At 72.4% G+C, this 12,751-nt stretch carries 13 protein-coding genes; 10 read left to right on the top strand and 3 right to left on the bottom strand.

The features are described 5' to 3' along the window. Positions 1 to 47 precede the first annotated feature (47 nt). A complete protein-coding gene (locus tag KBX46_RS31125; RefSeq protein ID WP_210795568.1) occupies positions 48 to 1,310 on the bottom strand; it encodes a nucleotide sugar dehydrogenase in 1,263 nt (420 codons plus the stop codon). A gap of 105 nt (positions 1,311 to 1,415) precedes the next feature. Then, positions 1,416 to 2,792 carry a serine/threonine-protein kinase gene (locus KBX46_RS31130; RefSeq protein ID WP_308159752.1) on the bottom strand — a complete coding sequence of 459 codons (1,377 nt, stop codon included), beginning with the start codon at positions 2,790 to 2,792 and terminating at the stop codon, positions 1,416 to 1,418. A gap of 539 nt (positions 2,793 to 3,331) precedes the next feature. Between KBX46_RS31130 and KBX46_RS31135 the strand changes: the two genes are divergently transcribed. The 10 genes from KBX46_RS31135 (at position 3,332) to KBX46_RS31180 (ending at position 11,164) form a co-directional block, all read left to right on the top strand. Next, positions 3,332 to 3,964: an RNA polymerase sigma factor gene (locus KBX46_RS31135; protein ID WP_210795570.1), complete on the top strand. Its 633-nt coding sequence runs from the start codon at positions 3,332 to 3,334 to the stop codon at positions 3,962 to 3,964. Between the two features lie 16 nt (positions 3,965 to 3,980). Then, positions 3,981 to 4,751 carry a hypothetical protein gene (locus tag KBX46_RS31140; RefSeq protein ID WP_210795571.1) on the top strand — a complete coding sequence of 257 codons (771 nt, stop codon included), beginning with the start codon at positions 3,981 to 3,983 and terminating at the stop codon, positions 4,749 to 4,751. A 156-nt stretch (positions 4,752 to 4,907) separates the two neighbouring features. Then, on the top strand, positions 4,908 to 6,146 hold the full coding sequence (gene egtA / locus KBX46_RS31145) for an ergothioneine biosynthesis glutamate--cysteine ligase EgtA (protein WP_210795572.1): 1,239 nt from the start codon (positions 4,908 to 4,910) through the stop codon (positions 6,144 to 6,146). A gap of 152 nt (positions 6,147 to 6,298) precedes the next feature. Next, on the top strand, positions 6,299 to 7,621 hold the full coding sequence (egtB, locus tag KBX46_RS31150; RefSeq protein ID WP_210795601.1) for an ergothioneine biosynthesis protein EgtB: 1,323 nt from the start codon (positions 6,299 to 6,301) through the stop codon (positions 7,619 to 7,621). 40 nt (positions 7,622 to 7,661) lie between these two features. After that, positions 7,662 to 8,408: an ergothioneine biosynthesis protein EgtC gene (gene egtC, locus KBX46_RS31155; protein WP_210795574.1), complete on the top strand. Its 747-nt coding sequence runs from the start codon at positions 7,662 to 7,664 to the stop codon at positions 8,406 to 8,408. Between the two features lie 63 nt (positions 8,409 to 8,471). Then, the gene (egtD, locus tag KBX46_RS31160; RefSeq protein ID WP_210795576.1) at positions 8,472 to 9,437 is read left to right on the top strand and encodes an L-histidine N(alpha)-methyltransferase; all 966 of its coding nucleotides are present in this window, start codon (positions 8,472 to 8,474) and stop codon (positions 9,435 to 9,437) included. 215 nt (positions 9,438 to 9,652) lie between these two features. Next, positions 9,653 to 10,240, top strand: a complete 588-nt coding sequence (locus tag KBX46_RS31165) for a TMEM165/GDT1 family protein (RefSeq protein ID WP_088951766.1) — start codon at positions 9,653 to 9,655, stop codon at positions 10,238 to 10,240. Between the two features lie 39 nt (positions 10,241 to 10,279). Next, on the top strand, positions 10,280 to 10,642 hold the full coding sequence (locus KBX46_RS31170) for a DUF1622 domain-containing protein (protein ID WP_088948278.1): 363 nt from the start codon (positions 10,280 to 10,282) through the stop codon (positions 10,640 to 10,642). Beyond that, the gene (locus KBX46_RS31175; RefSeq protein ID WP_210795578.1) at positions 10,642 to 10,962 is read left to right on the top strand and encodes a hypothetical protein; all 321 of its coding nucleotides are present in this window, start codon (positions 10,642 to 10,644) and stop codon (positions 10,960 to 10,962) included. The genes KBX46_RS31170 and KBX46_RS31175 overlap by 1 nt, the downstream gene beginning before the upstream one ends. Positions 10,963 to 10,966: 4 nt before the next feature. After that, the gene (locus KBX46_RS31180; RefSeq protein WP_210795580.1) at positions 10,967 to 11,164 is read left to right on the top strand and encodes a hypothetical protein; all 198 of its coding nucleotides are present in this window, start codon (positions 10,967 to 10,969) and stop codon (positions 11,162 to 11,164) included. 75 nt (positions 11,165 to 11,239) lie between these two features. Here the strand turns inward: KBX46_RS31180 and nhaA are convergent, their stop codons facing one another. Then, positions 11,240 to 12,595 (bottom strand): Na+/H+ antiporter NhaA, encoded by a 1,356-nt coding sequence (gene nhaA / locus KBX46_RS31185; protein WP_210795582.1) that lies wholly within the window; start codon positions 12,593 to 12,595, stop codon positions 11,240 to 11,242. Positions 12,596 to 12,751: the final 156 nt, after the last annotated feature.

Here is a 12,751-nt window from a genome sequence, read left to right on the forward strand (position 1 = left end):
GGCCCCGCCATCTTCCCCAGCGGCGGGACCGGCCAGCGGTGCCGGGTCTACAGGCGTTCGACCATCGGGCCGACGCACCGGTTGCGGGTGTCGAAGACGTAGCGGGCGTGCCGCACCACGAGGTCGTAGTCGATGCTGTCGTGGTCGGTGACCACCACCACCCCGTCGGCGGCGCTCACCTCCCGCTCCGAGAGCCCGACCACTGTGACGCCGGCCGGGATCTGGTGCGGCTCGGCGTACGGCTCCACCGCGTGGACCTCGGCGCCGAGGGCCTGCAGGCGGCGGGCCACGTCGACCGCGGGGGAGTCCCGCATGTCGCCGGTGTTCTTCTTGTACGCCAGACCGAGCAGCAGCAGTCGTGCGCCGCTGACGGCCCGGCCGCTCCGGTTCAGCCCCGCCATGATCCGCTGCGCGACGTGCTCGGGCATCTCGTGGTTGATGTCGTTGGCCAGCTCGATGAACCGGAACTGCCGGCCGAGGCGGCGCTTGACCTGCCACGACAGGTAGCACGGGTCGATCGGCAGGCAGTGCCCGCCGACGCCGGGGCCGGGCCGGAACGGCATGAAGCCGAACGGCTTGGTCTCCGCGGCGTCGATGGCCTGCCAGACGTCGATGTCGAGGTGGTGCGAGAGCATGGTCAGCTCGTTGATCAGCGCGATGTTCACCTGGCGGAAGGTGTTCTCGATCAGCTTGGTCAGCTCGGCCACGCGGGTGGAGTCCACCGGCACGGTGCGGTGCACGAGGCGCTGGTAGAACTCGTCCACCCGGGTCAGTGACGCCGAGTCCACACCGGAGACGACCTTCGGCGTGTTCTCCAGCCGCCAGTCCGGGTTGCCCGGGTCGATCCGCTCCGGGCTGTAGCCGAGGTGGAAGTCACCGGGGCTGGTCAGCCCGCTGGCCGATTCCAACAGCGGGCGCAGCAACTCCTCGGTGGTGCCGGGGTACGTGGTCGACTCCAGGATCACCGTGCAACCCGGCCGGACGTACGGGCCGATGCCGATGCCGGCCTGCTCGACGAAGCTCAGGTCGGGGGTGCCGTCGCGCAGTGGGGTCGGCACGGTGATGACGCAGATGTCGAAATCCTCGGCGTCGGTGTACTCCGTGCTGGGGTGGTATCGGCCGCTGCTCAACGCCCGGCCCAGCCGGTCGGTCGGGATGTCCTCGATGAACGACTCACCGGAAGCGAGACGCTTCACCCGATCGGCATCGACGTCGAGACCGACCACGTCCAGCCCGGCCTCGACGGCACGCAAGGCCAGCGGCAGTCCGACGTACCCCTGACCGATCACGACCAGCTTTTCAGCGCTCACCCAGGCTCCTGCGGCAGATGGTGGAAATGACCTGCAGAGAGCCTAGAGGCGTCTTCGGCGACGTAAGTCCGTTTTGGGGATATCGGTGCTGGTGGGACTGGGCGGTCAGCCGCCCGTCGGTTCTTCCGGCGCGGTCGGTGGGCTCGTGGTGGGGGTCGGATCGGGCGCGGGTGGCGGGTTGCTCGGCGTACTGGTCTTCGGCGGATCGCTGGGCGGTGCAGTGGTGACCGTCGGCGCCGGCGTTGGCGGGGTGGTCGTCTGGCTCGGCTGGATGCTCGGCGTGGCGGAAACCCGGGCCGACGGGGAGGTGTTGGGGACCGGGCCCCGATCGGGTCGGCCCGGGTCGGCGGTGGCGACCTGCTCGTTCGCGGCCGGCAGGTCCAGAGGCCCGCTCGGCCGCACCGTCGGTGAGGTGGTCGGCAGATTGACCGCCGGGTCCTCATCGGCGGCGTTGCGCGCCGCGCCCAGTGCGGCACCGAGCCCGACCAGCGCGACCAGCATGGCCGCCGCCGCACCGACCAGCGGGCCTCGCCGACGCTGACGCCCGGCCTGCGCCCCACTCGCCACCGCCGCGCCGGCCGGCACGTCGGTGCGGGTGCCCGGGCCTGCGTCGCGCAACGGGACCGCCGCTGCCATCGCCGTCGGCGGCTCGCCGCCGGTGACCGCGGTCCGGGCGGCTTCGGCCATCGCCGCGGCGCTGCTGAACCGGTCGAGCGGGTCCTTGGCCAGGGCCCGGGACACCAGGGCCCGGACCGCCTCCGGGATGTCGTGCGGCAGCTCGGGTGGTTCGTCGTCCAGGTGTCGCACGGCGACCTGGAGCGGGTTGTCGCCGGTGAACGGGGGACTGCCGGTGAGGCAGCAGTAGGTGACCGCACCCAGCGCGTAGATGTCGGTGGCGCCACTGACCGGCCGGCCGGCGGCCTGCTCGGGGGCCATGTAGAGGGCGGTGCCGGGCACCGCGTTGGCGCTGGTGATGCTGGTGATGTCGGTGGAACGGGCCACCCCGAAGTCCACCAGGACGACAGTGCCGTCCTCGTGCACCAGCAGGTTGCTGGGCTTGACGTCGCGGTGCACGATGCCACCCCGGTGTGCCGCGTTCAGTGCGGCCGCCGCCTGGGCCACGATCGACATCGTCTCGGCCACGTCGAGCCGGCCGGCCGTCTCGATCCGCTTGGACAACGGCTCGCCAGCGACGAACTCCATGACGAGGTAGTCCGCCCGCCCGCCGTCGGGCAGATCATCCGCGCCGCAGTCGAAGACCTGCACGATGCCGGGGTGCCGCAGCGCCGCCATGATCCGGGCCTCGGCCCGGAACCGGGCAATGAAGTCGGGGTCGGAGACCAGCGCCGGCAGCAGGACCTTGACCGCGACCTGCCGGCCGAGGACCAGGTCGGAGGCACGCCAGACGTCGCCCATACCGCCGGTGGCGACACGTTCGTCCAGGCGGTACCGACCGCTGAGCACGACCTCCGATGACAACACCGCATTACCGTACCTAGAGCGGCGCCGCGCGGCGCGCCGCGGCCGGCCGGCCGATCGGGTCATACACGTCGGGTCATCCGGCTTGACCTCTGTGGACGCTGCGTCTCAGTGACCAGGTCGCGACGGGGTGTGACGAAAACTGACATCTTTCGACATGCGAACGCTGGATGGTCGCAAAAATCCGCCGTCGGGCACAGAGCGCACTTCCTGGCGACTGCCTGTTACGGCAACGCGCCGTCCCGCCGGGTTGATAATTGTCACTCTTCCGTGACACGGTGCCGACTTGCTCGTCGGTGGTCCCCCTCCTAGCGTTAGCCCGGCTCGGGCCCGCCCGGCCATCTCGGCGCGCGGCCGTGCCGCGTCGCCCACCCTGGCGTCGGCCCCGGACGTCCCGCCCGGCCACTCCGGTAGCGGGCGTGATCAGATCGGCGGGGGGCGGTGCGGGTGCGGGAGTTGGTCGGCGGGTCCTCTCGTACCGCGTGGTCTGCCTTTGCCCGGCGGATCGGGCCGACGCGCCCCGGGCAGTGCACGGGTTGCGGATGACCGGCGACCTGTCGGAAGCGGTCGGCGCGGCACAGAACGGGGACGAGGAGGCCTTCCGTTTCCTCTACCGCAGCCTCCAGCCGGGCCTGCTGCGCTATCTGACCGCGCTGGTCGGCGCGGACGCCGAGGACGTCGCCTCCGAGACCTGGCTGCAGATCTCCCGTGACCTGCCCAGCTTCACTGGCGGCGAATTCCGCGCCTGGACCGTCACCATCGCCCGCAACCGGGCGATGGACCACCTGCGCCGAATGCGCCGCCGCCCGTCACTTCCCGTCCCGGTGCAGGCGCTCGCCGACCTCGCCAGCGACGCGGACACCGCCGAGGGGGCCAGCGAGACGATCGGCACCGAGACCGCCCTGGCGCTGATCGCGACCCTGCCTCCCCGCGAGGCCGAAGCTGTCCTGTTGCGGGCGGTGATCGGGCTCGACGCAGGGTCCGCGGGCCGTGTGCTGGGTCGTCGGGCCGGTGCCGTTCGGACCGCCGCCCACCGGGGCCTGCGGCGGCTCGCGGCACTGCTGGAGCGCGAGGGCCCGGCCGGGTTGTCCGTCGGTGTCGAGGGGGTGCCGGCGCCCCGCCCCGCCAGCAGTCCAGCCCTGCGGGCGCCGCACACCGAGCCGGCGGACGGCTGACGTGAGGGGATTTCCGATGAACCCGTTCCGGCGGGTCGACCATGCCGAAACCGACCGGCTGCTCGACTCCGCCCATGGCAAGTCCGACACCGCCCCGGTCCAGGCCCACACCCCCTCGACGTCCGTCCCGGGGTCCGCCCTCGCCGAGCCGGTGGCGCGGCTGCTCGCCGCGGCCGCCGGCCCGGGCCTCCCGCGAGAGTTGGCCGGCGAGGACGCGGCCGTTGCCGCGTTCCTGGCGGCCCGAGCAGACCCGACGCCGTCGGTGCCGCACCGGCCGCGCGGTCGCCGTCTGACGGCTGGCGCGGCGGCCTGGATCGGTGCGGTGGCCGTCACCGCGACGGCGGGTGCGGCCTTCGCCGCGGTCAGTCAGGACTGGGTGCCAAACCCGGGCGCACCGGAGCCGACCCGCACGTCACCAACCCCGGGCCAGGGTTCTCCCCGGTCCGGCGAGCCCGGTCGATCGCCGTCCTCCCCGGGCACCCCGTCGGCCGGCACCCCGTCGCCCCGCCCGCCGTCGCCCGGCACGCCACCTGTCCCCGGTACACCATCGGCGCAGACCGCGCCTGGCGGGTCGTTGCACGGTCTGTGCCGCTCCTGGCTGGCCAAGAAGCCCGACCAGCGGGACAAGGCGCTGCGAACGCCGGCCTACGAGAGGCTGGTGACGGCCGCGGGCAGTGCCGGCCAGGTCGAGGAGTACTGCCGGCGGCTGGTGCCCGAGGAGAAGCGGTCGGAACCGGCGAAGGTCAGCCCGCCACCCCCACCCTCGGGCCGCCCCACCCCGCAGTGATCGGCCGGCGGCCGGGGGCGGTCTGTTCCGCCCTGCGTCGGAAATTCGTCTGTTAGACAGAGGTTGGTGGCGCCGTGCACGCCCCCGACGGTGTCGGTGGGTGGGTTTACGGTGGCACAGTGTCGCGAAGGCGGCACACGAGAGGGGGCCTGACCGTTGGTGACGTCGCCCGAGCTGGACCGCAGCGCCATTCTGCGCGAGTCCGCAGCCGCAGGCCGGCACCTCGCCCGGATCTGCTTCAAGACCGGTCCACCGACACACACCGGCGTCGAACTGGAATGGACCGTGCACGACGCCGCCGACCCCGTCCGCCCCGTCGATCCGACAAGGCTGCGGGCGGCGCTGGGGCGGCACAGCCCCGTCACACTGGATCCCACCAGCCCTTCCGAGCCTCTGCGGCACGGCGGCATGGTGACGCTGGAGCCGGGTGGCCAGTTGGAGATCTCCACCCCGCCCCGCGCCTCGACCGCCGCATTGATCCGAGCCACCGAGGCCGACATCGCCCAGGTCACCGACCTGCTGGCCACCGCCGGGCTGATTCTCGGCCGCAGCGGCATCGACCCACACCGACGGCCCCGCCCGGTGCTGGAAACTCCCCGCTACCGCGCGATGCGCGGTGCCTTCGACCGGCGCGGTCCGGCCGGCCGCACCATGATGTACAGCACCGCCGGCCTCCAGGTCTGTCTGGACGCCGGTGAGCCGGACCAGGTCGCTGACCGCTGGGCCGCGGCCCACGCCGTCGGGCCGCCGCTGCTCGCGGCGTTCGCATCCGCCGCCCGACACGCCGGGCGGCGCACCGGCTGGGCCTCCGCCCGGATGGCCACCTGGCTCGCCATCGACCCGGCCCGCACCCGCCCGGTCTGGACGCCGGGCCACGCCGATGAGGACCCGACCGCCGCCTGGATCCGGTACGTGCTGGCCGCGCCGCTGCTGTGCCGGCGTCGGGACGGCTCGGACTGGACCGCGCCGGCCGGTGTGACCTTCGCCGACTGGCTCGACGGCGCGCTGCCGGAACCACCCACCACCGATGACCTCGACTACCACGTCAGCACCCTCTTTCCGCCGGTGCGGCCGCGCGGTTACCTGGAGTTGCGCTACCTGGACGCCCAACCCGACCGGGACTGGCGGCTCCCGCTGGCGGTGCTGAGCGCCCTCTTCCACGACCCGGGCACGCTGCGCGGGGCGTACGCGGTCGCCGCGCCGGTGGCGCACCGCTGGTCGGCTGCCGCCCGGCACGGTCTGGCCGACCCCGCGCTGGCCGCCGCCGCGGCGGCCCTGCTCGACCTGGCCCTGACCGCCCTGCCCCGGCTGGACCTGCCGGCCGGCACCCACGACGACATCGAGCGAGGCGTACGAGGGCGGCTGGCCGCCGCCCAGAGGGGAGACGACCGGTGAGCGCGAGGAGTGAGCCGGGGTTGCGAGCCCCGCAGTCGCGAACGGAAGGGGACGCGGTGAGCGCGAGGAGTGAGCCGGGGTTGCGAGCCCCGCAGTCGCGAACGGAGAGGGACGCGGTGAGTGTGAAGGGGGACGCGGTGCCCGCCGGCGCCATGGGGCACGTCGACGGCGAGCGGTTGCGCGAGCGGATCGCGGTGGAGCTGGCGCGCGCCCGTGCCCGCACCACGTTGTTGACCGAGGTGGTCGACGACGCCGACCTGATGCGCCAGCACTCTCCGCTGATGTCGCCGCTGGTCTGGGACCTCGCCCATGTGGGCAACCAGGAGGAGCTGTGGTTGGTGCGCGACGTCGGGGGGCGCGAGCCGGTCCGGTGCGACATCGACGAGCTGTACGACGCGTTCAAGCAGCCGCGCCGGGACCGCCCGGCGCTGCCCCTGCTGCCGCCGGCCGAGGCGCGTGCCTACCTGGGCACCGTCCGGGACAAGGTGCACGATCTGCTCGACGCGGTGACCTTCACCGAGCGGCCGCTGGTCGCCGACGGGTTCGCGTTCGGCATGATCGTGCAGCACGAGCAGCAGCACGACGAGACCATGCTCGCCACCCATCAACTGCGCTCGGGGCCGGCGGTGTTGCACGCCCCGCCGCCGCCGGAGCCGTCCGTGCGGGTCGGTGGGGAGGTGCTGGTGCCGGCCGGGGAGTTCACCATGGGCACCGACACCGACCCGTGGGCGTTGGACAACGAACGTCCGGCGCACCGGGTCGACCTCCCGGCGTACGTCATCGACGCCGCCCCGGTCACCAACGGGGAGTTCGCGGCGTTCATCGCGGAGGACGGCTACCGCGATCAGCGCTGGTGGAGCTCGGCCGGCTGGGCGCATCGGCTCCGGGAGGGGCTGGAGGCGCCGATGCACTGGCGTCGGGACGGCGACGAATGGTCCTACCAGCGTTTCGGCCGGTGGAGCCGGGTGCGCGCCGACGAACCGGTGGTGCACGTGTGCTTCTACGAGGCGCAGGCGTACGCGGCGTGGGCCGGTAAGCGGTTGCCGACCGAGGCGGAGTGGGAGAAGGCGGCCCGTTGGGACCCGGCGACCGGGCGCTCGCGCCGTTATCCCTGGGGGGACGACGACCCCACCGAGGCGCACGCCAACCTCGACCAACGTCACCTGCGGCCGGCGCCGGTGGGCGCGTACCCGGCCGGTGTGTCGCCGTTGGGGGTGCACCAGCTCATCGGTGACGTCTGGGAGTGGACGTCGAGCACGTTCGACGGGCATCCCGGCTTCACCGCGTTTCCCTACCGCGAATACTCGGAGGTCTTCTTCGGTGGCGACTACCGGGTGCTGCGGGGTGGCTCGTTCGGCACCGACCGTTCCGCCTGCCGGGGCACCTTCCGCAACTGGGACCATCCGATCCGCCGGCAGATCTTCAGCGGTTTCCGCTGCGCCCGCGACGCTCGGCCCGACGAGTCGCACCGGTGATCCACTGCGTTGTCGGCGGCCCGGCGGGTTGGGCGCGCTGATGTGTCGTCACCTGGCCTATCTGGGGCCGCCGGTCACCCTGGCCGAGGTCCTGTTCGACCCGCCGCACTCGTTGGTGCGGCAGTCCTGGGCGCCCCGGGACATGCGCGGCGGCGGCACCATCAACGCTGACGGGTTCGGTGTCGGCTGGTACCCGGGCGAGGGTGAGCCGGTGCGCTACCGGCGGGCGCAGCCGATCTGGAGCGACCCGACCATCGCCCAGCTCGCGTCGGTGACCCGCTCCGGTGCGGTGCTCGCGGCGGTGCGCTCGGCCACCGTCGGGATGGCGGTGCTCGACGGCGCCGCCGCGCCCTTCGCCGAGGGGCGGTGGCTGTTCAGCCACAACGGGGTGGTTCGTGGCTGGCCGGACACCGTGGTGCCGCTCGCGGCCGGCCTGCCGGTCCGTGACCTGCTCACCCTGGACGCCGCCACCGACTCGGCGTTGCTCTGGGCGTTGGTGCGGCATCGGCTGCGGGCCGGCGACGACCCGGCGGACGCGGTCGGGCAGACGGTGGCCGACGTCGCCGCGGCCGCCCCCGGGTCGCGGCTCAACCTGCTGCTCACCGACGGTCACCGGGCGGTGGCCAGCGTGGCCGGGCACGCGCTGTCGGTCCGGGAGGGGCCCGGTTCGGTGCTGCTCGCCTCGGAGCCGCACGACGACGATCCCGGGTGGCGGGCGGTGCCGGAGGGGCATCTGGTCGTCGCCACCGCTGACGAGGTGCGGACACGTCCCCTGCCGACCCGGTGAGTCGCACCGGTCGGGCACGCAAGGGTTGATCGAGCAGAGTTGATCGAGCAGAGAGGCGAACCGATGACCGCGGAACCGCTGGAGATCTACCTCGAAGAGCGCGATCTGGAGCGTGGCCTGCGCGACGACGTCCGGGCCGGGCTGAGCGCCGGGCAGAAGTGGCTGCCGCCGAAGTGGTTCTACGACGCCCGGGGCAGTGAGCTGTTCGAGGAGATAACTCGACTTCCCGAGTACTACCCCACCCGGGCCGAGCGGGCGGTGCTGGCCGAGCGGGCTTCCGACATCGCGGCGCTGACCTCGGCCAAGACCCTGATCGAGTTGGGCTCCGGTTCGTCGGAGAAGACCCGGCTGCTGTTGGACGCCCTCACCAGTGAGGGCGGGCTGGGCACGTTCGTCCCGCTCGACGTGTCGGTCAGCGCGCTGCGGGGGTCCACCGCCCAGATCGCCGCCGACTATCCGGGCCTGCGGGTTCGGGGCATCGTGGGGGACTTCACCCGGCAACTGGACCGGCTGCCCACCGGTGGCCGACGGCTGGTGGTTTTCCTGGGCGGCACCATCGGCAACCTGCTGCCCGCCGAGCGGGCCGGGTTCCTGACGGCGATGCGCGCCGCGTTGGAGGCCGGCGACTGGCTGTTGCTCGGCACCGACCTGGTGAAGGATCCGTCGGTGATCGTGCCCGCCTACGACGACGCGGCCGGGGTCACCGCCGAGTTCAACCGCAACGTGCTGCGGGTGATCAACCGCGAGTTGGGTGCGGACTTCGACCCGGCGGCGTTCGAACACGTCGCCCTCTGGGACCCGGACCATGAGTGGATCGAGATGCGGTTGCGGGCGACCCGGGCGATGCGGGTGCGGGTGCTGGGCATGACCGTCGACTTCGCGGCGGGGGAGGACCTGCGCACCGAGGTCTCGGCGAAGTTCCATCCGGAGGGGATCGCCGCGGAGTTGGCCACGGCGGGCTTCGACACGACGGAGTTCTGGACCGACCCGGATGGGCTCTTCGGGGTCACGTTGGCGCGAGCCCGGTGAGCCTGTCCACCCGCCGAGAACCGGCCAGCCGATGATCGGATAGGCTGACCGGGCGAAGGGGAGTAGCCCCCAATGTCGTGGTCGACATACTGGTGCGTTCCGCATCCGGCCACGCGGCCTCGGTCTCCGAGGCGGGCGAGACCTTCGACTCAGGCTGTTGCAGCCGGGTCGAGGGCGCCCCTGTACCTCCTCCCGGCATGAGCGGGAAGGACGTCATGGAGGGATTTTTCGCCGCGCTGGTCGTCAGCTTCGGCGTCATCTTCGTCGCCGAGCTGGGGGACAAGTCCCAGCTGATGGCGCTGACCTTCGCCACGCGGTTCAAGCCGATCCCGGTGCTGATCGGCATCACCATCGCCACGGCGGTGGTGCACCTGGCGTCGGTCGCCATCGGCGCGGGTCTCGGGGCGGTGTTGCCGACCGAGTGGATCTCCCTGGTGGCCGGTGTGGCGTTCCTCGGGTTCGGCGCGTGGACCCTGCGCGGGGACAAACTCACCGAGGACGAAAAGCGAAAGGCTGAGAAGACCAACAAGACCGCGCTGGTGGCGGTGTCGGTGGCGTTCTTCCTGGCCGAGCTGGGTGACAAGACGATGCTCGCCACGATCACGCTCGCCACCAAGTACGGCTGGTTCGGCACCTGGCTCGGCTCCACGCTGGGCATGGTGGCGGCGGACGCGTTGGCCATCCTGGTCGGCCGGATGCTCGGTCGTCGGCTGCCGGAGAAGGCCATCAAGTACGGTGCCGCGATCCTGTTCGCCATCTCCGGTCTCTGGTTGATCCTGGAGGCGGTGAACGAGCTGACCTGAGTGTCGACTAGCTGCCCCGAGTGCGGGTAACGGCCCGGGGTGGAGCCGGCCGAGCTGTTGCGTCAGGGCGACCAGGTGCTGGTGGCCGTGGTGGAGGTGGCCGGCGCACTGGTGATCTTCGTTGGCGCGGTCTGGGCGGCGGTGCGGTTCGTGGTCGAAGGGCTACGACACCGCTCCGCCGCTCTCTTCACGCCCATCCGGCTCTCCCTTGGCCGCTTTCTGACCCTCGGCCTGGAGTTCCAGTTGGCGGCCGACGTGCTGCGGACCGCCGTGTCGCCGTCGTTCGAGCAGATCGGCCAGTTGGCGGCCATCGCCACGATCCGAACGGCGTTGAACTACTTCCTGGGCCGCGAGATCCGTCAGGAGCAGCGCCAGGTGGCCGAGGCAGAGCAGTCCCGGTGATGGACGTCCTGCTCACGGTGGTCACCGCTCTGGCCCTGGTCGTCGGGCTGGTCACCGTGCTCAGCACCGGAGCGCTGCGAACCGGCGTACGGCTGCTGTTGGACCTGCTGACCGCGGCCGGCCTGCTGCGGCTGGCCGGCGATCCTGGCTGGAACGGCCTGGCCGGCGCGGTCGCGATCATCGCCCTGCGGCAACTGCTCGGTGCGGCGATGAGCGCTCCGCCGCCGTGGTCCGGGCGACAATCCCCGGCACCCTGCGCCGGGGACGATCACCACCTACCGTTGGCCTTGAGACGTGGAACCGGGAAAACGGGAGGATAACCACATGAGCCGGCACGACGAACCGAACGAGTACGGCTTCTCCGGCGGTGCCACCGCTCCCGAGCCGCCGCCCGGCGGGAAGCCTGACGAGCAGGATCGCGTCGAGGCGGTGGCGGTGCCGGGCGACGACCTCACCGCCCCGGCGGTCGAGGCGGTGGTCGAGGAGACCGAGGAGCCGCCGCCCGCCGATCGTCGCCGCTGACCGGAGGTCCGTCGTACGGCACGGAGGCGGCACGCCGCGCGGGTCGGCCGTTCGCCGGCCCGCGCGGCCATCCGTTCAAGCGCCTGCGGGTCGCTGGTAGACGTCGGGCACACCGTCGCCGTCGGCGTCGAGCCGCTCCCGCTCCGCCACCCGGCGGTACGTCGCGTTGCGGCGGACGAGCACCGTGGCGGCCAGGCCGGCGGAGATCACCGACCCGAGCAGCACGGCCACCTTGACCCGACCGTCGGTCGTGCTGCCGGCGCCGAAGGCCAGATCGCCGATGAGTAGCGACACAGTGAACCCGACGCCGGCCAGCAGGGCGATCCCGAGCAGGTCCGACCAGCTGATGTCCTCGTCCAGTTCGGCGCGGGTGAATCGGGCCAGCAGGTACGTCGATCCGAAGATGCCGATGCTCTTGCCGAAGACCAGGGCGGCGACGACGGCGATCACGATCGGGTCGGTCAGCAGGGCTCCGAGGTCGCTGCCGCGCAGCGTGACCCCGGCGGCGAACAGCGCGAAGACCGGCACCGCGAAGCCGGCCGACACCGGGCGCCACCGGTGCTCCAGGCGTTCGGCGAGCCCGCCCTCGTCCGATCCGGCGGCCGGCTGGCCACCAGCGACCGTTGGGCGGCGGGCCAGCACCGGGACCGTGAAACCGAGCAGGACACCGGCCACCGTCGCGTGCACACCCGAGGCGTGCACCAGCGCCCAGGCGGCGACCGCGAGTGGGATCAGCGCCCACCACCAGGTGCGCCCGCGTTGCACCAGCAGGGCGAAGAGCCCGATCGGCAGTAGCGCCGCGAGCAGCGGAAGAGGTTGGAAGTCGGCGGTGTAGAAGACCGCGATGATGGTGATCGCGAAGAGGTCGTCGACCACGGCGAGGGTGAGCAGGAAGGCGCGCAGGCCCTGGGGCAGGTGTGAGCTGACCACCGCGAGCACGGCCAGCGCGAAGGCGATGTCGGTCGCGGTCGGGATGGCCCAGCCGCGCAACCCGTCCCCGCCGGCGCTCAGAACGACCCCCACGTAGATCAGCGCCGGCAGCAGCATTCCCCCGAGGGCGGCCACCACGGGCAGCGCCGCCCGGCGTGGGTCGCGCAGTTCCCCGGCGACGAATTCCCGTTTGAGTTCCAGACCCACGACGAAGAAGAAGACGGCCAGCAGGCCGTCCGCCGCCCAGGTGGCCAGGGTCAGGTCGAGGTGCGCCGACGCGCCGCCGGGCCAGGGCACCCAGGCACCGAGCCGGGTGTACGAGTCGGACCAGGGCGAGTTTGCCCAGGTCAGCGCGACCACGGCACCGAGCAGCAGCAGCGCTCCGCCGACGGTCTCGGTACGCAGCACGTCGGCCAGGTGTCGGGCCTGCGGCCAGGATGAGCGCGAGAACAGCCGGACCCTCGGCGGGCGCTGCTCGGACGGCGGGGTGCGGGAGGTCATGTGCGGGGTCACCTCGGGAGTCAGGACAGCAGGAATCCACTCGCCGACCAGACTTCCCGGCACACCTTCACCGACCCTATCCGGCTTCGCGCCGGGCGGCGCGCGCTGGGCCGATCGGACGCCACCTGATCGGCTTTCGACCTTTTCCGCGTTGTC

Origin of the sequence: Micromonospora sp. C81 (genome assembly GCF_018070425.1) — a bacterium.
GTDB classification, from domain to species: Bacteria; Actinomycetota; Actinomycetes; order Mycobacteriales; family Micromonosporaceae; genus Micromonospora; species Micromonospora zamorensis.